We start from the raw sequence: 20,383 nt of genomic DNA, 5'->3' as shown, positions 1-20,383 counted from the left end.
TCAGACCGCCTCTCCCTGACGTTCCTGACGGGCGGCCGCGAGGCGGACGGCGTCGAGGATCTTCTCGTATCCGGTGCAGCGACAGAGGTTGCCGGAGAGCGCCTCGCGGATGTCCTCGTCGGACGGGGAGGGGTTGCGCTCCAGCATCTCGTCGGCCGCGACGAGCAGGCCCGGGGTGCAGAAACCGCACTGCACGGCGCCCGCGTCGATGAAGGCCTGCTGGATCGGCGACAGCTCAGTGCCCTCGCCGGTCTGGGAGTCGGTGCCCTTGGCGGACCACTGCTGGGCCGCCTGGAGGGCGGTGCCCTGCTTGCCGTCGGAGGCGGAGGAGCCGCACGCGCCGGTGCCGCACGCGCCGCTGTGCTCGGCGCGCTGCTTGGCGTAGTCGGCGAGGCCCTCGACGGTGACGACCTCGCGGCCCTCGACCTGGCCGGCGGCGACGAGGCAGGAGCAGACCGGGACGCCGTCCAGGCGGACCGTACAGGAGCCGCACTCGCCCTGCTCGCAGGCGTTCTTGGAGCCGGGCAGACCCAGGCGCTCACGCAGAACGTAGAGGAGGGACTCGCCCTCCCAGACGTCGTCGGCTTCCTGCGGACGACCGTTGACCGTGAAATTCACGCGCATGGTTATGCAGCTCCTTCAAGGGTGCGGCCGGTGCCGCGGTACTGCTCCCAGGTCCAGCCGAGCGTGCGGCGCGCCATGATGCCGACCGCGTGACGGCGGTACTTGGCGGTGCCCCGCACGTCGTCGATCGGGTTGCAGGCCCCGGAGGCGAGCTCCGCGAACTGCTTGGCGATCGAGGGAGTGATGATCTTGCCGCTCTCCCAGAACCCGCCCTCTTCGAGCGCGGCGTTCAGGAAGTCCTCGGCCTCCTTCGCCCGGACGGGCGTGGGGGCGGCCGAGCCGATTCCGGTCCGCACGGTCCGGGTCTCAGGGTGCAGCGCCAGACCGAACGCGCACACCGCGATCACCATCGCGTTGCGGGTACCCACCTTGGAGTACTGCTGCGGCCCGTCGGCCTTCTTGATGTGGACCGTCTTGATGAGCTCGTCCGGGGCGAGCGCGTTGCGCTTGACGCCGGTGTAGAACTCGTCGATCGGGATGAAGCGGGAGCCGCGTACCGACTCCACCTCCACCTCGGCGCCCGCGGCCAGCAGGGCGGGGTGCGCGTCGCCGGCCGGGGACGCCGTACCCAGGTTGCCGCCGACGCCGCCACGGTTGCGGATCTGCGGCGAGGCGACGGTGTGCGAGGCGAGCGCCAGGCCGGGCAGCTCGGCCCGCAGGTGCTCCATGATCCGGGTGTACGGCACGGAGGCGCCCAGCCGGACGTTCTCCTCGCCGACCTCCCACTCATTGAGCAGCTCGACGCGGTTCAGGTCCAGCAGGTACTCGGGCCGCCGGTGGTCGAAGTTGATCTCGACCATGACATCGGTTCCACCCGCGATGGGCACAGCCGTGGGGTGCTCGGCCTTGGCGGCGAGCGCCTCCTCCCAGCTTGCGGGGCGAAGGAAGTCCATGAGTGGCTCTCTTCTACGTGATCCGGTGATCAGAGGTCCGGCGGGCCGTGATCCAGATGGTCGACGTGCCCCGGGTTCCGCTTGATCAGTTGGTTCGCTGGGGCTCGGGGAACGGCCGGCCCACGTCTTGGTCTTCATGTTCATGTGCTGTTAACGCGTTGTGGCCCAAGTACACCCAGCGGTGCTCCGCCCGGTGCAGTCACCGAAACCATGAAGGAGTTGGCTGGTCGCCCTTCTCGTCTTGTAGATTCGAACGAAAGGCGAGGAGCAGTAACCTCTCCGTTTCCCCCTGGAAACGGTGGCACCAGGCCACCGGCAACAACGAGACACCCACGAGACAGATCGGCGGCGACGACATGCGGCTGCGCGCACTGCTGGAAACCGACGCGCTGGGGCTGCGGCTGCTCGGCGGCGAGGACGAGCTGGACCGCACGGTCCGCGGCGTGATGACCACCGACCTGCGAGACCCCAGCAGGTACCTCTCCGGCGGCGAACTGGTGCTCACCGGCCTGGCCTGGCGGCGGGACGCGGCCGACTCCGAGCCGTTCGTCCGCATCCTGGCGAGTGCCGGGGTGGCGGGGCTCGCGGCCGGCGAGGCCGAGCTCGGCGCCATCCCGGACGACCTGGTGCAGGCGTGTTTGCGCCACCGCCTTCCACTGTTCGCAGTGAACGAGTCCGTTGCATTTGCAACGATCACTGAGCATGTTGTTCGACAGGTGTCCGGTGAACGCGCCGGTGATCTCGCGGCTGTCGTCGATCGCCACAGAAGGCTGATGACCTCCGGCCCGGCAGGCGGCGGTCCGGAGGTGGTTCTCGACCTGCTCGGGTCCGACCTGGACCTTCACGCCTGGGTGCTCTCCCCCACCGGGCGCCAGATCGCGGGCGCCGGGGCACCGCTGCCCGCCGAGGTGGGCGCCGTCCTCGCCGCCGAGCACCTGGCCGCGACGCGCACCGGGCGGCGCGGGCCGCACCGGGCGGTCACAGGCGGAACGACATACTCACTCTTCCCGATCCGTAACACCGGCCGGGGAGCCGCTCCCGCGTCCCGGGACGTGCGCGAAACGGTGCTGTCCGACTGGCTGCTCGCCGTCGAGGCCGACGCGAGCGACTGGCCGGCCGCCCGGCTGGACCTGCTCCAGGGCGTCACGCAGCTCATCGCCGTCGAGCGGGACCGGCGGGACGCGGCGCGTACGGTACGGCGGCGCCTCGCCCAGGAGGTCCTGGAGCTGGTCCAGACGGGCGCCGCGCCGGCCGAGATCGCGGCGCGGCTGCGGGTGGCCGCGCCGGTGCTGCTGCCCGGTCTCGGGGCGGCGCCGCACTGGCAGGTCGTGGTGGCGCGGGTCGAGTGGGGCGAGAGCGGCACCGGCGCGCCCGGCATCGAGGCGGGGCCGGTCGCCCAGTCGCTGCTGGAGGAGATCCTGGTCGACCCCGCGACGGCCGGCGCCGACTCGGCCGACCGCATCGCGGTGGCGCACACCGGGGACGAGGCGATCGCCCTGGTGCCGCTGCCCGCGGTGCCGACTGCGGACGGCGCCCCGGCCGCGGAGGAGGGCGGCCCGGAGGGCCCTGCCGGGGACGGCGGGCCCGGGCTGCACGCGGACGCGCTGCTGGCCGCCGTGCGCGGTCCGCTGTCGGCCGGCCTGGCGGATGACGGGCATCTCACGCTGGGCGTGAGCGCCGCCGTGCACTCGGCCGAGGGGCTGCGCGGCGCGCTGGAGGAGGCGCGGCACGCGCGGCGGGTCGCGGCGGCGCGGCCGGGCCGGGTGTGCGCGGCGGGCCACCACGAACTGGCGTCGCACGTGCTGCTGCTGCCGTTCGTACCGGACGACGTGCGGCGCGCGTTCACGGCGCGGCTGCTGGACCCGCTGCGGGACTACGACCGGCGCCACCGGGCGGAACTCATCCCGACACTTGAGGCGTTCTTGGACTCCGACGGCTCGTGGACGCGCTGCGCGAGCCGGCTGCACCTGCATGTGAACACCCTGCGGTACCGGGTGGGGCGGATCGAGCAGTTGACGGGGCGGGACCTGTCGCGGCTGGAGGACAAGCTGGACTTCTTCCTGGCGCTGCGCATGTCCTGACGTACGGTCAAACGGTCAACCTCGTGGATCTTCACAAAAGAGAGCGGTAGGCACCTCCTGATGTCCGGACAAGAGGACACCCTGCGCGGTGACTGCGCGAACTGCTTCGGCCTCTGCTGCGTCGCCCTGCCCTTCTCCGCCTCGGCCGACTTCCCCGTCGACAAGCCCGCCGGCACCGCCTGCCGCAACCTGCGGGCGGACTTCCGCTGCGGCGTCCACACGCGCCTGCGCGACGAGGGCTTCACCGGCTGCACGGTGTACGACTGCTTCGGCGCCGGCCAGAAGGTCTCCCAGGTCACCTTCGGCGGCCGGGACTGGCGGCAGGCCCCGCGGACGGCCCGGCCGATGTTCGCGGTGTTCCCCGTCGTACGCCAACTGCACGAGCTGCTTTGGTACCTGACCGAGGCGCTGACGCTGAAGGCCGCCCGCTGCGACCGCTTTCTCCACGGCGAGCTGCGGGCCGCGCACGAGGAGACCGAGCGGCTGACCCTCCTTGCCGCCGATGAGCTCGCCGGCTTGGACGTGGGTGCCCACCGCCAGGTCGTCGGCGGCCTGCTCCTGCGCACCAGCGAGCTCGTCCGGGCGGGCGTTCCCGGCGCGCTCGGCAAGAAGAAGAACCGCCGCGGCGCCGACCTCATGGGCGCCCGCCTCAGGAACGCCGACCTGCACGGCGCCAATCTGCGGGGCGCCTACCTCATCGCCGCCGACCTGACCGGCGCCGACCTCCGGGAGGCCGACCTCCTCGGCGCGGACCTCCGCGACGCCCGGCTCGCGGGCGCGGACCTCACCGGGGCACTGTTCCTCACCCAGCCCCAGCTGACCGCGGCCAAGGGCGACGCCCGGACCGTACTGCCGGCGAAGCTCACCCGCCCGGCCCACTGGCAGCCGGGGACGGCGGTGTCGGCGGGGACGGCCGGGACGACCGGCCCACCGGACCGATCGCCATCAGCCGGGTGAAGTAGTCGTCCGGCAGCCCTTCGCCCACGGGGCGGCCATCCGCCTCGATCCAGGCGTGCGCGGTGAAGGGGGGCACGACGCGCACCCCCGTGCACCACGTGGGCCATGTCCCGCCCAGGCGGCACAGCAGCGCCGCGCCCAGCGAGCGGGGCAGGCAGCCGCGCGGCCCCGCGCAGCGCAGACTGACCGCGCACATCGCGTCCCGGGCGTTCGCGGCCGCCGCGGCGGAAGCGGGCACCGCCCCGCGGCGCACCAGGCCGAGCACGGCGCGGACATGGCGTGGCGGCAGCAGGGACAGCACGACGGCGGGGACGAGGACGAGTCGTGCGGCCAGCCGCCGCGCGAAGGGCACGCCCATGGGCCGCTCCAGGGCGCTGGGCGTGGTCATACGGCCAGCCCCGTGCTCCGCAGGTCCCGCACCAGGGCCGCGACGTCCTGCTCGGCCCGTGCCCGGTCGATGTCGAACTCGGCGACGAGCGCGTCGGCCGCCGCCGCCTCGTCGCCACCGGCCATCAGCGTGCGGACGACGAGGGTGCCGGTCGGGTTCAACTCCCAGTACTGCCCGCTGCGTTCGTCCAGGAGGACCGTGCCGTAGTCGGTCTGTGCCGTGGAGACGTCGGCGCCGAACCGCAGTGCCATGGTGCGTTCCTTTCTGCCGGGCTGCCTGATCAGAGCGCGGACCGTGCGCCGGTCCCGGTGGTGCGGGTGAGGCCGCGCAGCCACACCTCGCAGGCGATGGTCGAGTAGAGGATGGCGTCCTGGAGCCCGGGCGTGGCGGGCCGCTGGGCCAGCCGGCGCAGAGCGGCGCCGTCCACCAGGCCGAGCCGCTCCAGCCGTGAGTCCTCCCAGAGCGCCAGCAGGTCGCCGCGGTGTTCGCGCAGCCCGTTCGAGGCGTCCATGGAGGCCGCGGCCTTGTTGGTGCGCGTCAGGCAGGGCTCGGGCACGATGCCGCGCATGGCGGCGGTCAGGAGGGGCTTGTACTGCCAGGGCGTGACCCGTTCGCCGGGGTCGACCGCGAGGCACGCCTCGATGACGCGGTCGTCCAGGAACGGCGACGCCATCGGTACGCCGGCCCTGGCCGCCATCCGGTCCCACTGCCGGATGACCCGCGTGCAGGAGCGGATCTGTTCCAGGTCGGCGTGCAGGCCCCGGTCCGGGTGGAGCGGCACCGCCGTCGTGGCGGCGTCCCGCAGCGCCCGCTCGGCCGCCCGCGCCGCCTCCGGGGTCACCCAGTCGAACAGGCGTGGCGGCATGCCCCAGCCGAGGCCGCTGCTGACGGTGGGCGCGAGCGGCTCGCGCAGCCGCCGGCCGGCGTCCGCCAGCCACCTGCCGTACGGCCGGGAGTCGGCCAGGGCGCGGACCGTACCACCGAGGGGCCACTGCCACAGGGCCCGGAATCCGCGCAGCTGCCGCAGCGCGAACAGTGGCCGGGTGCGCAGCAGCCGGTGGTAGTAGGCCTCGGAGCACCAGGCCACATGGTCGCCGCCGATGCCCGTCAGATGCAGCCGGCTGCCCCGCTCGGCCATGCCCGGCAGGTGGTGCAGGACGCGGGAGCGGTCCATGACGCCGATGGTGGGTTCGTCGAGCAGGTCGTCGATGGTGAGGAGGTCGGTGTAGACGAGCGGGGAGGCGTCGGCGTCCCAGACGACGTGTTCGACGTCCGGCAGGTACGCCGCGGCCTTCCGCGCCCACCGCAGGTCGGTGTCGGCGGGGTCGCGCCCGGGCCAGGTGCTGGCCACCACGCGGGCCGGTGAGCGGTCGGCGAGGAAGGTGATGGAGGTGGAGTCGAGGCCGCCGGACAGGTCGCAGCTGACCACGCCGCCCTGCCGGGTGCGGGCGTCGACGGCCTCGGTGAGGGCCTCGCGGGCGTAAGGCGCGCCGGCGGCGAGCGTCCAGACGGGTTCGGGCGGCGTCCACCAGCGCGTGTGGCGCACGCTTCGCCCGTCGGGCGCGACGATCAGGGCGTCCTCGGGGGACACGGCGGTGACGCCGCGCCACATCGGCGCCTCGTAGAGCGGGTGGGGAACCGGCCAGAGCAGCCGGATGGCGAGTTCGTTCTCGTCGGGGTCGGTGCCCAGTGCCTGGGCGAGGACGTCGGCGCTGGTGGCGGCCACCGTCGTGCCGTCGACGGCCGCGTGGAAGACCAGGCGGAGACCGGAAGCGGTGCCCTGCACCCTGAGCCGTCCATCGAGCGCCGCCACCAGGTGGAAGCTGCCCGGCAGTGTGCGGGCCAGCGCGTCGAGGTGCGCGAGGTCCCGCAACCGCTCGGCGTGGTGCCGCAGTCGCGCGGCGTCGACCGGGCAGCAGCCGACGACGGCGAGGGCGGCGCGGCCCGCGTGGGCGACCACGAGTTCGTCGTGGTGCCAGTGGCCGACCAGCCAGGGGCGTCCCGAGGCGTGGGTCAGCGTGCGTGTTCCCGGGCGGGCGAAGGAACGGGCCGTGGCGGCCGCGTCCTCGCGGTCGGCGAAGACCGCGAACTGCGCGTCACCACGGCCCGTACCCGCACTGTCGTGCGTTTCGATCATGGCTTCGACCGACTTGAGCCGTCGCGGTCAGTTCTTGCTGAGGATCAGACGGTCGTTGCCGGCCCTCTGGAGCAGTCCGGTCTTCTTCCGGAAGGACCCCAGTCGGACGAGCGTCGGTGCCTCGTAGGCCTTCTTCATGACGTCTCCTTCGTGCGGGTTGCGTCGCCACCGCCGCTCGGAACGCGGGGTGGCCAGGTGACAGCAGCTAGCCCTACATCTGCGGCGGGCCGCAACGGTGCACGGATCTCTCATATTGCATGACTAATTGGGCGGCGAAGGCTCGCGCACGGTCGGCGACAGACGGATGCCGCCGGGCCGACGCCGCAGTGATGACGGACACCCGCGTACGCAGAAACGATTGCACCTGTGCGCCTTACTGCTGACGGCCTGTCAGCGCGAAGGGGTCGCACACCGGCCGGGAAGTCGGCTCCGGCGCGTCCGCCCAGTCGCACGCGCCGGTTTCCTGCTCACGGTCACCGAGAAAGGACCCGCGTGAACAACGCCTCACCCCCTCCACGGAGGCGTCAACGGCCTCGTCGATTCACCTTTTCGACGGAACCGGTCCACCTGCCCGGTGCCGACCCGCCGCCCCGCGGGAAAAGCGCGGCTGCCCGGCGGGGAAGGCGCGCCGCCCGGCGGGGAGGGGCCACCGGGCGGGATGCGGCGCGGGATGGCGGGCGGAGGACCGGACCGCTGATTGTGAATGAATTCACCTGACCCTCTTGGCCGACGCGCCCATCCATGCTGAGATTCTCCGGACTCAACAGCTCAATGGCGTGCTCGGGGAGGGCAATGTGGCGCATACCGCCATGTCTGGTTCCGGAACGACCGAAAGTGACGATCCCCTCCAGACCGCGGTATGGCGGCTGCGCTCACGCGGCTGTTGGACCGACGCGGCCGCCCTCCTCGCGCCGGGCGCCGCGGCCGTCCCCGCCGTCGCGGTCCAGCGGGCGTCCCTGCTGATCGAGCGGTGCCTGTACACCGAGCGGGGGTGGGCCGAGGCGGAGGACGCCCTGCGCGCGGCGGAGGCGATCGCCCAGGACGACGACGAGCGCGGCGCGGCCGCCTGCGAGCGCGGCTACCTGGCCTACGCGTCGACCCTGCTGGGTGTACGGGACCGGGCCGACGAGGCGCGGGCGGCGCTCGGCCGGGCGGCGGCCCTCATCGCCCCGACCGCGCCCGGCCGCCCGCTGCTGGACTTCCGCCGGGGCCTGATCGCCCAGAACCTCGCCGACTCCCCGCAGGCCGCGCGGGCCGCGTACCGTCGCGCGCACGCGGGCGCCACCGCCCAGGGCGACACCCTGCTGCTCTCCTCCACCTGGCGGCACCTGGCCGGACTGGCGCTGCGCGAGGGCGAGCCGGCGGAGGCGCGGCACGGCTTCGCCGAGTCGCTGCGGCTGCGCGAGGAGCTCGGGTACCTGGTCGGTACGGCCCCGGCGCTGGTCGCCCTCGCGGACACCGAACCGGAGCCGGAGGCGGCGCGGCTGCGGGCCGAGGCGCGGCGGCTGTTCCAACTCCTCGGCGGCGTACCGACGTGGCTGGCGGCGCGGTTGGCGCCGCAGGCGGCGGTCTGACGCGCTCGCCAGGTGCCTGACGTGTTCGCAGGTGTTCGGCTCTCCACGCCCGGGCGGCGGAGCGGCCGGAGGAGGTGACGCTCCTCGACGGCATCCCGGACGCGGAGCGGGACCGGCGGCCGCTGCCCGTCCCGGGCGGCGTCTCCGGCGACCGGCCCTACGGCGACGGTTCCCTCGAACGGCTCCACTTCACGGCAGGAGGGCGCCTGGTGGCGGCGGCCCCGAAGCGGCCGTGAGCGTCAGCGCGGCCCGCCGGATGCCCGGAGGCACACCAGCGACTCGTCCATGCCGATCACCAGGTCGCCGTCCGGTGTGACCGCCACCGCGCGGACGGGCTGCCCGGGGTGGAACTCCAGGCGCCGGCCGGCCTCTTGCCGGTGCGCTCCGACCAGACCGTCACGCCAGGCGACCGCGAGCGTCGGCCCCTCGGCGGTGACTGCCGCGTGCAGGGCCACGACCGGGTACGGGCGCTCGGCGAGGGGCGCGGCCGGCGGGCCCTGAGCCGGAGCCCATGACCGTACGGTCCCGTCGGCGCCGCCGCTGTAGACGACGGGTTCGGGTGCCTCGACGGCGGCCACGGCGGTGACGCGCCCGCTGTGCGGGGCCGCCTGACGGACACCGCCCAGGCTGAAGGCGTGGACGGAGCCGACCCGGTCGCCGACCACCACCGTGCCGCCGACCGCCGCCAGCGCGGTGCCCGGGTGGGTGGTGAGCGTCGCCGCGACCGCCTCGGTCAGCCGTTCCCCGGCGCCACCGGGGCGGCTCGCCGCCGTCCGGGGCACGCCGCGCACGCTGTGCAGCCGCCCGCGCTCGTCCAGCAGCAGGACGGTGCCGTCCGGGAGCGGCGCGAGTGCCGTGACGCGGCCCCCCGGAGCGTGCGCCGGGCGGCCGGCCGGTGCCGCGTCGGCGGCATGGATGAGGCGCACGGTGCCGACACGGTCGGCGACCAGCAGCCGCCCCCGCAGCGGGCCGGTGCCTACCGCGAGCGCGGCGACCGGCCCCGGCCAGGGCGGGGTGACGTCGCCGCGTACGCGGGTCCACCGGACGCGCCAGGGCTCCGGTGCGGCGAGCTGCTCCAGGGCGGGCCGCAGCCGGGGGTCGGCGCCGTCGCCGAGGGTGCTCAGCAGCACCAGGGCGCGCCGGGACGGCGTCTGGTCGCGGCACAGGGACTGGCCGGCGCGCAGCCACGCGGCACGCAGCCCCCCATGGCCCTCCCCGCCCTCGGCGGCGTACGCGGCCGTCACCCGCAGCGGGTCGGCCGCGCAGACGGCGGCCGGATCGTCCAGGTCCACGGCCGGGCGCTCACGTCGCCGTGCCCCGTACCGCGCCGGGCCACGGCCGCGCCACCGCCACTGTTCCTGGTCGAGGTCCAGCACGGCCGGGCGCCGGGCGGCCAGGCGCCGGTGCGCCGGGGTTCCTGTCCGGGCCTCGACCACGAGCCGCAGGTTCCCGAGCTCCGACAGCCGCTCGATGAGTTCCGCCAGAGCGTCCGGCTCCTGGGCGGCGTGCAGGTCCGGCAGCACGATGACCACCTGCCGGGACTCGGTGGTCAGGACCTGGACCAGCTCACCGGGGTCCCGGACGACGACACCGAGCCGCTCGGCGAGCGACCAGGCCGCACCGAGCGCGCTCTGCCCCTCCAGCGGGACGAACGCGTGCGCCGGGTGGCCGGCCAGCCGGCCGAGCAGCGTGGACTTGCCCCGCCCCGGCCCGCCCGTGACCAGGCACAGCCGCGCTCCGCCCGGGTCGGCCAGCAGGCGCAGGAGTTCGGTGGCCGCGGGCTCGCGTCCGGCGTCCGGAGTTTCCAAGGGGCTCAAGCTTGTCCGTGAGGTGTTCGATGCGGGCGATTCCGTACGTCCCGATGGGCGTACCAAGCAGAAAGGCAACGCAACAACTGGCGGCCCGCCCACATGAATTTGCAGAAATATCCCGCAACGCCGCGGTGACAGAGGGGAACAGCGCGGAGGCATCCGAACCCTTCACCCCCGGCACAGGATACCCATACGTCTGACCTGCGCACACGCCGCCTGAGAATGCGTCATGTGGCTGCCGTCACACCGGAATTACCTATTCCGTAGGATATTTTTTCTTCACATCACGTTCACTGCTTTCTCAGGCGGAGTCCGCATTCCTGCGGGCTCCGCCTCACCCTGCGGAAGGACACATTCAGTGGCATCTCGCGTACGCCGACTGCTGGTTGCCGGAATCGCGGCCGCGGCGACCGCGGTTGTGGGGGCCTCGACCCTGGCCGTCGCCAACGCCGCGCCGCGCGCGGCCGGTGTGACGGCCGGTGCGCAGGCGGCCGACGACGGTACGCTCCCGCCGGTCGCCGTCGAGGACTTCTCGTACCCCGGAGCGGCGAAGATCCTCCAGGAGAAGGGCATCAAGCTCTTCAAGGGGGACGGCCACATCCTGCTGGCGGACTGCGACGGCTCGGCCTCGCAGATCCAGGTCTGGACCCGTCGCAGCGAGGACGGGAAGATCTGCTTCCAGGCCAACGCCCACAGCGGCTATCTGACGCTGGAGGTGCCGGAGGTCTTCGCCCTGCAGACCGCCGACCGGGCCATCAGCGCCGACCTGACCGCCGAGGGCAAGACCGAGACGGTCGCGGTGCCCAAGGACAAACTCGTCCCCGTCGGCGAAGGCACGAGCGGGGCTCCCACGGTCCTCGTCGAGATCCGCGTCACCGGCTGATCCCCGCCTCCTCCTCACCCTGCCGGCCCCTTCTGTCCGGCTGACCAGAAATCCGAAGGAATCCATCGTGTCTGCACTACGTCCACGCGCCGCCGCGGCGGCCGCCCTGACGGCCGCCGCTGTCACGGCCGGTGTCCTCGCCGCCGTTCCCGCGCAGGCGGTCTCCGGCGCACCCGTCGCGGACAACGCGTACGCGTTCACCGCCAAGCTGGTGATCGGCGAAGGGGACAAGCAGCGCGCCTGCTCCGGCGCCCTCGTCGAGGCCGGCTGGGTGCTCACCGCCGCCTCCTGCTTCGCCGACGGCACCACCCAGGCCGCGCCCGGCAAGCCCGCCCTGAAGACCGTCGCCACCATCGGCCGCGCCGACCTGTCCGCCACCACCGGCGGCCACGTCAGCGAGGTGGTCGAGCTCGCGCCGCGCGCCGACCGGGACCTGGTCATGGCACGGCTGGCCCAGCCGGCCACCGGCATCGCCCCGGTCGCGATGGCCACCACCCCGGTGGCCAAGGACGACACCCTCAAGGTCGCCGGCTACGGCCGCACCAAGACCGAGTGGGTGCCCAACAAGCTCCACACCGCCGCCTTCGGCGTGGACGCGGTCACCGGCACCGGCCTGTCCATCACCGGCAAGACCGCCGGTGACGCGATCTGCAAGGGCGACACCGGCGGCCCCGTCCTGCGTGAGGCGAATGGCAGGACCGAGCTGGTGGGCGTCAGCAGCCGGTCCTGGCAGGGCGGTTGCCTCGGCGAGAGCGAGACCCGCAACGGCGCCGTCGCCACCCGTATCGACAACATCACGCTGGGCTCGCGCCTCGCCGCCGGCCAGCGCCTCCTGCCGGGCGACACCCTCGTCTCCGCCTCGGCGAAGCTGACCATGCGCGCCGACGGCAACCTGGTCATCACCTCCGCCGCCGGCAAGACCCTGTGGTCCACCGGCACCGCGAGCGACAACGCGTTCGCGCTGCTGACCGCCGAGGGCAACCTCGTCGTGCGTAACGCGGCCGACACCACCACCCTGTGGGAGTCCCGGACCACCGCCCCCGGCGGCACCGCCGTCCTCACCGACCGCGGCGGTTTCACGCTCTACAACGCCCAGAACCAGTCGCAGTGGTCCAGCGGCACCGTGGTCCGCAACGACTTCGACGGCGACGGCCGGTCGGACATGGTCGACTGGTACGACTACCCCGACGGCAGCGACGCCATGCACATGTTCAACGGCGCGGCCGACGGCGCGCTCCAGGCGCCCCACACCGCCTTCAAGACGGACGCGGGCAACTGGAACCACGACGCGATGAAGAAGGTGTCCGGCGACTTCAACGGCGACGGCCGCACCGACGTCGCCGTGATGTACCGCTACGCCGACAAGAGCTCCAAGCTGTGGACGTTCCTGGGCCAGGCGAACGGCACCTTCGCGAAGCCCTTCTCCTCCTGGAGCGCACCGGCCGCGAGCTGGGACCAGACCCGGGCCCGGCTGCACGCCGGTGACTTCAACGGTGACGGGCGCGACGACATCGCCGCCTGGTACGACTACACCGGCGGCAAGGACACCCTGTTCACCTTCACGGCGAACGCGCGCGGCGGGTTCGGCACTCCCGTCACCGGCTGGTCCGCCGACAACTCCTGGACCGCCGCCATGGCCAAGTACGTCACGGGCGACTTCAACGGTGACGGCCGCGACGACCTGGCCGCCCTCTACGACTACGCCGGCGGCAGCGTCAAGATGTGGACGTTCCCCGGCACTCCGGGCGGCGGCCTCGGCACGCCGGTCCAGTCCTGGAGGCACGACACGTGGGGTGACTGGGCCAGCACCGACGTCCACGCGGGCGACTTCGACGGTGACGGCCGCGACGACGTGGCGTTCTGGTACGACTACAGCGACGGCCGCGACATCGTGTACGTCCTGAAGAGCAACGCCGGCGGCACCACCTTCGCCAACCCCAAGGCCGCCCTGACCATGGCGGCCGGCACCGTGACGTACCCGGCCATGAAGATGGTCGTGGCCGACTACAACGGTGACGGTCTCGACGACCTGGGCACGATGTACGGCTACACCGACGGCAACGTGAAGATGTGGACCTGGGCCGCCAAGGCCGACACCACGTTCGCGACCGCCAAGCTGGGCTGGGCCTCGCCGACCGCCAAGTCCTGGACGTTCGCCAGCGCCTACTTCCTCGACCGCTCCAACGGCTGAGCGAAAGGTTCCCCGACACCGCCCCGGTGGCCGCACGGCCGCCGGGGCGGCGCCGTGTCCGCGGGTGACCGGGTCAGTCCCGGGCGCCCGTGAAGTGCTCGCGCACCAGCGACTGGACGACCGTCAGGTCCTGGGCGATCAGGGCGTCCAGCAGGGCGGAGTGCTCGGCCGCGTCGGCGACCAGGTCGGCGCGGCGGGTGACCGGGAGGGTGACCAGGGGCCACTGGGAGCGGCGGTGCAGGTCCTCGGCAACGGCGACGAGCTGGTCGTTGCCGGCGAGGGCGAGCACCGCGCGGTGGAAGGCGCGGTCCGACTCGGCGTAGTGGGCGCGGTCGCCGCGGGCCGCGGCCGCCGCGGTGGCCTCGGCGAGGGGGCGCAGCTCGCTCCAGCGGGCGGCCGGGACGGTGCGGGCCAGCCGCAGCATGACCGGCACCTCGATCAGGGCGCGCACCTCGGCGAGCTCGGCCAGCTCGCGGGGGGTGCGTTCGACGACACGGAAGCCGCGGTTCGGTACGACTTCGACGGCGCCCTCGATCGCGAGCTGCTGCATCGCCTCGCGTACGGGCGTGGCCGACACTCCGAAGCGCGCTCCCAGGGCGGGCGCCGAGTACACCTCGCCCGGCACCAGCTCGCCGCCGACCAGCGCGGTGCGCAGGGCGTCGAGGATCTGGCCGCGCACGGAGTGGCGCTGTACGAGACGGGGGGCGGCCGGCTCGCTGTGCGTGTGTTCACCACGCGTGTGCCCGTCCCGCGTGCGCCCGTCCCCCGTGTGCCCGTCTCTGGTGTCTTCGGACCGCGCGCCCTGGGGCCACGCCTGAGCGGGCCGCGCCTGAGCGGATCGCACGTCCTGGGGCCGCGCCTGTTCGGGCCGCGCCTGTTCGGGCACCCGGGTGGAGGCGTGCGCGGACGACGGCGTTCCCGGCTGCGGCGCGGCGGACTCGCGCGCTCTGCCCTGCTCCACTCGGGTCCTCCTGCCGACTCGTACCGAGGGCCCGGGTCGCGGTGGACGGGGCCCCTGTGCACCATAGGCGCACCGGGTCACCGTTCACACATCGATCAAATCGGGTAAGGTAAGGCTTACCTGCTAACGATCGCGATTCGGTGGTCCCCGCATGTCCCTTCCCGCTCTGCTCCCCGCTCTGACCTCGCCCGTCACGGAGGCGTACACCCGCCTGGCGGAAGTGTTCCCCGGGCTGCGCGTGCGTGAGCTCACGGCCGGCGAGCGGGCCCCGCGGGGCGCCGGCTGGGTCGGCGCGCAGGAGCTGGCGGCCGGTGGCCCGGTCCTGGACGCGTTTCTCGCATGGGACGACGCGCAGGTGCTGCGGGACTACGGGCAGCGGGCCCGCCCCGATGTCGTCGCGAGCTTCGGGCTGCACCGGTACGCCTGGCCCGCCTGCCTTCTCATCACCGTTCCGTGGTTCCTGCACCGCCGGGTGCCGCGCCTGCCCGTCGAGGACGTCGCCTTCCAGCGGGCGCTGGGCCGGATGACCGTACGGGTGCGGGAGTTCGCCTGCCTGCCGGGCGACCCCGCCGCCGCGCTGCCGGGGGCGCGGGTCGTCGCGGACGAGGAGGCCCTGCGCGGGGAGGTGCGGGCGGCCGTCGCCGAGCACCTGGAGCCGGTGCTGGAGGGCTTCGGGCCCCGTATGCGGCGGGGCAAGCGGGCCTTGTGGGGCATGGCGACCGACGAGATCGTCGAGGGCCTGTGGTACATCGGGCACCTGCTGGGCGAGGAGTCGCGCGCCATGGCGGAGCTGGAGCTGCTGCTGCCGGGGACGGGTGCGACGAAGCCGTACGTCGGCACGGCGGGCTTCCGCGAGCTGACCGGGCCGCAGGGCGAGCCGCTGCCGACCCGCGACCGGGCCAGCTGCTGCCTCTTCTACACGCTGCGCCCCGAGGACACCTGCGTCACCTGTCCGCGTACGTGCGACGCCGACCGCGTACGCAAGTTGAGCGCCTCCGCGTGACGTCCATGCCACCCGCCCGGGTGGCATGGAATCGAACGCAACTCCCCACCGCCATACGGTAGTTCGAGCAGATCACACCTATTCGTATGCCCTGCGGCCCCAATGGCGTGCTCTTGCCTCGAAACCCGGTGTGACTCGGCACTCTTCAGCCAATATGGCCGCCGAAACGCCCTACCGCGAGCGATGCAAGGGACACCGCATGAGACTGACCGACATATCGCTGGACTGGCTGCTTCCGGGTGGCGTGATGCTGGTGGGAGTCCTGGTGGCGGTGGCGGTGGTCACGCGTGGCAGGCGCGCCGGCGACAAAGCCGCGGCCGAGGACTCCTGGGAACGCAGCGAGGACCGCCGCCGCCGCAAGGAAGCGGTCTACGGCACCGCCTCCTACCTGCTCCTCTTCTGCTGCGCGGCCGTGGCCGCCGCGCTCTCCTTCCACGGTCTGGTCGGCTTCGGCCGCCAGAACCTGAGCCTGTCCGGCGGCTGGGAGTACCTGGTCCCCTTCGGCCTCGACGGCGCCGCCATGTTCTGCTCCGTCCTCGCGGTGCGCGAGGCGAGCCACGGTGACGCGGCACTCGGCTCCCGCCTGCTGGTGTGGACGTTCGCGGGCGCGGCCGCCTGGTTCAACTGGGTGCACGCGCCACGGGGTGTCGACCACGCGGGCGCCCCGCACTTCTTCGCCGGTATGTCGCTGTCGGCGGCCGTGCTGTTCGACCGGGCGCTGAAGCAGACCCGCCGGGCCGCGCTGCGGGAGCAGGGCCTCGTCCCCCGGCCCCTGCCGCAGATCCGGATCGTACGGTGGCTGAGGGCGCCCCGCGAGACGTTCGGCGCCTGGTCGCTGATGCTCCTGGAAGGCGTACGCACGCTGGACGAGGCGGTCGACGAGGTGCGCGAGGACCGGCGCCAGAAGGCGGAGACCCGGCAGCGGCGGCGCGAGCAGCAGAAGCTGGAGCGGGCGCGGCTGAGGGCGTTCAACCGCCAGCACCGGGCTTGGGGGGCCGGACGCGGCGGCCGCCAGGTCGACGTCCCGACCATGAGCGCCACGCAGGTGGACGTGCAGACCATGAACTCCCCGGGGTCCATGGGAGGTTCCGGCTCCGCCTCCGCCGCGGTCGGTGCGTCCGTCGCGGAGCCCGCCATATCCGAGCCGGGACAACTGCCGCGTCGGCCCCGGCCCTCCCTCCAGGCCGTGAAGGGCACTGAGCCCCGGACGGTCGACCTCACCGCCGAGGACGACACCCAGACACTGCCCCGGCTGGACTCGCTGGAGCAGAAGCTCAAGGATCTGGAGCAGCAGTTCGGCTGACCGTCGGGCACGGGCCCGCTCAGGCGGGCCCGGCGGACAGCTCGAACCAGACGACCTTCCCCACCCCGTGCGTGTGCACGCCCCACGCGTCGGCGAGGGCCTGCACCAGGAGCAGCCCCCTGCCGTGCGTCCCGTCGTCGCGAGCCGGTGCGTACGGCGTGGGGGGTGCGGCGACGAAGTCCCGTACCTCCACCCGTAACCGGGTCGGGCCCACGGTGGCCGAGACGACCGCGCCGTGATCGGTGTGTATCAGCGCGTTGGTCACCAGCTCGCTGGTCAGGAGCTCCGCGACATCGGCCGAGCCCGGCTCGCCCCAGTCCCGGAGCAGCTCGCGCACGGCCCGCCTCACCTCCGGCACCGCCGCCAGGTCCGCGCATCCCAGGCGGCGGCGCAACTGCGCCGGCTGCCCGTCCCGTACCGCCCCGGAAGCCCGCCCGCCGGTTACGGGTCCAGCCCCTGCCTGACGCCCCATCATCTCCCCCACCGCACGTCGTCAGCCCTTCCCTCGAACAGGTTCACGGGATGCATGCCCCTGCCCATCAGCCGCCACGCCTATGATTCACCGGTCCAGGGGGCGCCCGGGGGGCGCATCGGGGTAAGCGCACCGGCCGACCGGACCGAACGGAGCATGAGCGGCGGAAAGGCCGCGCCGCTGGGGCGGTGAGCGCCCCCGGACGTCCCGGAGCTCCGGAGCTCCGGGAGTTCCCGGACCGGCCGCGGGGGCGCCCCGCGGGTCACGCCTCCCAGAGGGCCGCGCTCGTACGGTCCTCGGCGTATCCCTTCACCCGCAGCTGGACGTCCGCCAGGAACTGCGCCAGACCGGGCGGTTCGCCCGTCCCCCAGCGCTCGGCGAGCTCCTTGGCGAGCGCCGGTTCCCCGCGCAGCGGTTCGGCAAGCCCGCGGCCGGCGAGCAGCAGCGTGTCGCCGGGCCGGGCGATGGAGGCGCGGAAGCGGAAGGGTTCGGCGGGGGGCGGGGCGGGGGGCTCGATGTACGGGGAGGGGGGCGTCGTGATGCCGAGGTCCATGGTCAGCCGGTCACCGTCCCGGGTCTCGGAGGGCCGTGAGCCGTAGCCGACGACCGGTTCGCCGGTGACCGCGGCCGGGTCCGGGACAGGCGGTTCGATGTCCTGCCAGACGCCGTCACGGAGGCGGAACAGGCCGCCGTCGCCGACGCCGAAGAACACCCGGGTGCGGCAGGCCGGGTCGGCGGTCAGCAGGAGGCAGCGCAGCCCGGCGGTGTACTCCTCGGGCGCCACGCCGAGTTCGGCGGCGCGGGCGCGGAGCTTGCCGTACGAGCGGTCGGTGAGGCGGTGCAGGCCGGACTTGAGGTCGCCGCGGCGGCCGGCGCGGACGTCCTCGGACAGCCGGGTGTGGCTGCGGCCGACGGCTTCGCCGATCCAGCGGCAGGCGTCGGCGGCGGCGAGGTGGGCGCCCTCGGCGGCGCGGTCCCCGGTGGCGACGGCGACCAGCACCAGCGCGGCGTCGCCGGTGCCGAAGCGGGCGGTGAGCAGGGCGTCGCGGCGGGGCTCGCCCCGGTAGCGGGCGGAGTCGCCGCGCACGGAGGCGGCGCGCAGGGTGTACGTGCCGTACCGGGCGCCGTCCAGGACGGTGTCGGCGACGAGTCCGTCCAGTTCGTGCGGGCGGGCCGGGGGCAGGGCGGTGGGTTCGGGCTCGTAGGTGGGCGGCCTGTCGCCGACGTACTCGACGCGGGGCCGCGGCAGGCGGGCCGCGCTCCGCCCGGCCGCCGGGGCGGGGCGGAGCGGTGGGGGCGGAGGTGGTGGAGGGGGTGGAGGGGCGCTCGGGAAGGTGCGGGGCGCGCTGGGGGCGTCCACGGGTTCCCAGGGGGCGCGCGGGTGCCCGGCCGGGTCGCCCGGGTCGATCGGGCCGGTAGGGCGGGTGGGGCCGGTGCGGCCGGCCACCGTGTCCGACGCGGAGTCGAACCGGTCGTCCAGCGTGTCCCCGGACGCGGCCGGGGCCGTGTCCGGGGCCGTGCCGTCGTACAGCCTGCCCCACCAGTCGTCCTCGGCGGGTGTCTCCCCCTGTGGGCTCATGCCCTTAATTGTCGACCGCGCGGGGCATACGAAAACGGGCATCCGGCGAAATGCGAGAGGTCCGCCGGGCGGCCCCACCCCCCACGGGAAGGACGCCCGGCGGACCGGCGTGATCAACGCACGCTTGTACGCGCGGACCACGGTCTGGAAGACGGAACGGATGGATGGGGACGAGGGAGACGGAAGGGCCGTCGCTCGCCGTCCCGCGCCCCCGCCCGGCTGTCGGCCACGAGGGTAAACGCTTTCGCCGCGGCGTGAAGTGATCGTCCACGTGGTGAACGTCCTGCGGGATGATGTGCGCGCTGGGTTGCGCCGTGGCCGGATTCCGCCACGGCGGTCGGGGAACGGCGAAGGGGCGGGTCCAGGGGTGCTGGCGGCGATAGGTCTCGACGAACGCCAGGAGTCGGCGTACCGCGCGCTGGTCGCGCTGGGAGCGGCCGAGGTCGGTGACCTCGCGCGCCGGCTGACGCTGCCGGAGGCGGACACGGAACGCGCGCTGCGGCGGCTGGAGTCGCAGGGCCTGGCCGCGCGGTCGTCGGCCGGTACCGGGCGATGGGTGGCGGCGCCGCCGCACGTCGCGCTGGGCGCGCTGCTGGCGCGGCAGCGTCAGGAGCTGGAGCGGGCGGAGCGGGCGGCGGCGACGCTGGCGCGGGAGTACAGGTCCGACGCGGCGGAGGCGGCCGCGCACGACCTCGTGGAGGTGGTGACGGGCGCCGGCGCGGTGGCGCACCGGCTGCGGCAGCTTCAGCTGGGAGCGGCGCGGGAGGTGTGCGCGTTCGTCACGGGCACGAAGGTCGTGGAGGCGCAGGAGCGGGCGGCGGTACGCGGCGTGGCGTACCGGCTGGTGGTCGAGCGTGAGGTGCTGTCGCTGCCGGGTGGCCTCATGGAGCTGTCGGCGGCGCTCGCCCGCGACGAGCGGGTCCGGGTGGCCGACCGGGTGCCGGCGGAGCTGGTGGTCGCGGACCGGGCGCTGGCGATGGTGACGCTGACGGGCCGGGGCGCGGAGCCGGCGGCCCTGATCGTGCACGCGAGCGGGCTGCTGGAGTCCCTGATGGGCCTGTTCGAGGCGGTGTGGCGGGAGGCGGCGCCACTGCGGCTGGGCGCGGGGGGAAAGGTGATGGAGGGCGCGGGACCCGGCCCGGACGCGACGGACCTGGAGATCCTGTCGCTGCTGCTGGCGGGCATGACCGACGCGAGCGTCGCCAAGCAACTGGACCTCGGCCTCCGCACGGTCCAGCGCCGGGTGAAGGGCCTGATGGAACTGACCGGCGTCACCACCCGCCTCCAACTCGGCTGGCACGCCTGCGCCCGCGGCTGGATCACCCGCGAACATTCGCCCTGACGTCCGGCACCCGCGCGCGAGCGGGCGCGGCTGCGGGCTGGGGCGCCCTCCGACGCAGCCTTCAACCGGCAGCAGGGCTACGACTGCCCCAACTGGCAGGCCACCCTGGGCAACGTGCAGACCGGGCTGCGCTGGGCCGGCGTCAGCCCCGGCTCGTACGTCGACGGCTGGCTGCGCTACGCGA

General features: G+C 73.9%; 19 protein-coding genes and 1 pseudogene. 10 read left to right on the top strand and 10 right to left on the bottom strand.

Annotated elements, in window-relative coordinates; translation table 11 throughout:
• Complete coding sequence (locus tag QWM81_RS28420) at positions 1–624, bottom strand: (2Fe-2S)-binding protein (RefSeq protein ID WP_290115338.1); 624 nt, start codon at positions 622–624, stop codon at positions 1–3.
• Positions 625–626: 2 nt separating this feature from the next.
• On the bottom strand, positions 627–1,517 hold the full coding sequence (locus QWM81_RS28415; RefSeq protein ID WP_290115337.1) for an FAD binding domain-containing protein: 891 nt from the start codon (positions 1,515–1,517) through the stop codon (positions 627–629).
• 356 nt (positions 1,518–1,873) lie between these two features.
• Between QWM81_RS28415 and QWM81_RS28410 the strand changes: the two genes are divergently transcribed.
• Together QWM81_RS28410 and QWM81_RS28405 are read left to right on the top strand one after the other, a co-directional pair.
• A complete protein-coding gene (locus tag QWM81_RS28410; RefSeq protein ID WP_290115336.1) occupies positions 1,874–3,598 on the top strand; it encodes a PucR family transcriptional regulator in 1,725 nt (574 codons plus the stop codon).
• 60 nt (positions 3,599–3,658) lie between these two features.
• Positions 3,659–4,555, top strand: a complete 897-nt coding sequence (locus QWM81_RS28405; protein ID WP_290115335.1) for a pentapeptide repeat-containing protein — start codon at positions 3,659–3,661, stop codon at positions 4,553–4,555.
• Here the strand turns inward: QWM81_RS28405 and QWM81_RS28400 are convergent.
• From QWM81_RS28400 to QWM81_RS28385, 4 genes are read right to left on the bottom strand one after another with little or no spacing between them, the layout of a single operon-like run.
• Positions 4,461–4,943, bottom strand: a complete 483-nt coding sequence (locus QWM81_RS28400; RefSeq protein ID WP_290115334.1) for a lasso peptide biosynthesis B2 protein — start codon at positions 4,941–4,943, stop codon at positions 4,461–4,463. The genes QWM81_RS28405 and QWM81_RS28400 overlap by 95 nt on opposite strands.
• Positions 4,940–5,194 carry a lasso peptide biosynthesis PqqD family chaperone gene (locus tag QWM81_RS28395; RefSeq protein ID WP_290115333.1) on the bottom strand — a complete coding sequence of 85 codons (255 nt, stop codon included), beginning with the start codon at positions 5,192–5,194 and terminating at the stop codon, positions 4,940–4,942. Before QWM81_RS28395 ends, QWM81_RS28400 begins: the two co-directional genes overlap by 4 nt.
• 29 nt (positions 5,195–5,223) lie before the next feature.
• Positions 5,224–7,080: a lasso peptide isopeptide bond-forming cyclase gene (locus tag QWM81_RS28390; protein WP_290115331.1), complete on the bottom strand. Its 1,857-nt coding sequence runs from the start codon at positions 7,078–7,080 to the stop codon at positions 5,224–5,226.
• Between the two features lie 27 nt (positions 7,081–7,107).
• Positions 7,108–7,218, bottom strand: coding sequence for a keywimysin-related RiPP (locus QWM81_RS28385; RefSeq protein ID WP_290115329.1), 111 nt, complete (start codon positions 7,216–7,218; stop codon positions 7,108–7,110).
• 671 nt (positions 7,219–7,889) lie between these two features.
• On the opposite strand from QWM81_RS28385, the gene QWM81_RS28380 reads away from it, so the two are divergent.
• Positions 7,890–8,654, top strand: a complete 765-nt coding sequence (locus QWM81_RS28380; protein WP_290115327.1) for a hypothetical protein — start codon at positions 7,890–7,892, stop codon at positions 8,652–8,654.
• A 74-nt stretch (positions 8,655–8,728) separates the two neighbouring features.
• The gene (locus tag QWM81_RS28375; protein WP_290115325.1) at positions 8,729–8,890 is read left to right on the top strand and encodes a hypothetical protein; all 162 of its coding nucleotides are present in this window, start codon (positions 8,729–8,731) and stop codon (positions 8,888–8,890) included.
• Positions 8,891–8,893: 3 nt separating this feature from the next.
• Here QWM81_RS28375 and QWM81_RS28370 read toward each other — a convergent pair whose 3' ends face one another.
• The gene (locus QWM81_RS28370) at positions 8,894–10,462 is read right to left on the bottom strand and encodes a WD40 repeat domain-containing protein (RefSeq protein ID WP_290115323.1); all 1,569 of its coding nucleotides are present in this window, start codon (positions 10,460–10,462) and stop codon (positions 8,894–8,896) included.
• A 361-nt stretch (positions 10,463–10,823) separates the two neighbouring features.
• Between QWM81_RS28370 and QWM81_RS28365 the strand changes: the two genes are divergently transcribed.
• Entirely contained in the window at positions 10,824–11,348 is a 525-nt protein-coding gene (locus QWM81_RS28365) for a hypothetical protein (RefSeq protein ID WP_290115322.1), read from the top strand.
• A gap of 67 nt (positions 11,349–11,415) precedes the next feature.
• On the top strand, positions 11,416–13,539 hold the full coding sequence (locus tag QWM81_RS28360; protein WP_290115321.1) for an FG-GAP-like repeat-containing protein: 2,124 nt from the start codon (positions 11,416–11,418) through the stop codon (positions 13,537–13,539).
• A 73-nt stretch (positions 13,540–13,612) separates the two neighbouring features.
• On the opposite strand, the gene QWM81_RS28355 is transcribed toward QWM81_RS28360, so the two are convergent.
• A complete protein-coding gene (locus QWM81_RS28355) occupies positions 13,613–14,500 on the bottom strand; it encodes a GntR family transcriptional regulator (protein ID WP_290115320.1) in 888 nt (295 codons plus the stop codon).
• 151 nt (positions 14,501–14,651) lie between these two features.
• On the opposite strand from QWM81_RS28355, the gene QWM81_RS28350 reads away from it, so the two are divergent.
• Both QWM81_RS28350 and QWM81_RS28345 read left to right on the top strand, forming a co-directional pair.
• A complete protein-coding gene (locus QWM81_RS28350) occupies positions 14,652–15,503 on the top strand; it encodes a (2Fe-2S)-binding protein (protein ID WP_290115319.1) in 852 nt (283 codons plus the stop codon).
• 199 nt (positions 15,504–15,702) lie between these two features.
• Entirely contained in the window at positions 15,703–16,806 is a 1,104-nt protein-coding gene (locus tag QWM81_RS28345; protein WP_290115317.1) for a DUF2637 domain-containing protein, read from the top strand.
• 19 nt (positions 16,807–16,825) lie between these two features.
• On the opposite strand, the gene QWM81_RS28340 is transcribed toward QWM81_RS28345, so the two are convergent.
• Together QWM81_RS28340 and QWM81_RS28335 are read right to left on the bottom strand one after the other, a co-directional pair.
• Positions 16,826–17,278 (bottom strand): ATP-binding protein, encoded by a 453-nt coding sequence (locus QWM81_RS28340; RefSeq protein WP_290115315.1) that lies wholly within the window; start codon positions 17,276–17,278, stop codon positions 16,826–16,828.
• A 262-nt stretch (positions 17,279–17,540) separates the two neighbouring features.
• A complete protein-coding gene (locus QWM81_RS28335) occupies positions 17,541–18,857 on the bottom strand; it encodes a protein phosphatase 2C domain-containing protein (RefSeq protein WP_290115313.1) in 1,317 nt (438 codons plus the stop codon).
• A 367-nt stretch (positions 18,858–19,224) separates the two neighbouring features.
• On the opposite strand from QWM81_RS28335, the gene QWM81_RS28330 reads away from it, so the two are divergent.
• Both QWM81_RS28330 and QWM81_RS29345 read left to right on the top strand, forming a co-directional pair.
• Positions 19,225–20,199, top strand: a complete 975-nt coding sequence (locus QWM81_RS28330) for a helix-turn-helix domain-containing protein (protein ID WP_290115312.1) — start codon at positions 19,225–19,227, stop codon at positions 20,197–20,199.
• A 51-nt stretch (positions 20,200–20,250) separates the two neighbouring features.
• Positions 20,251–20,383: pseudogene (locus QWM81_RS29345) on the top strand (papain-like cysteine protease family protein); the annotation flags it as partial.

It is taken from the genome of Streptomyces ficellus (assembly GCF_030406405.1).
In the GTDB taxonomy this organism is placed as follows: domain Bacteria; phylum Actinomycetota; class Actinomycetes; order Streptomycetales; family Streptomycetaceae; genus Streptomyces; species Streptomyces ficellus_B.
This window is presented reverse-complemented; position numbering and strand designations above follow the sequence as displayed.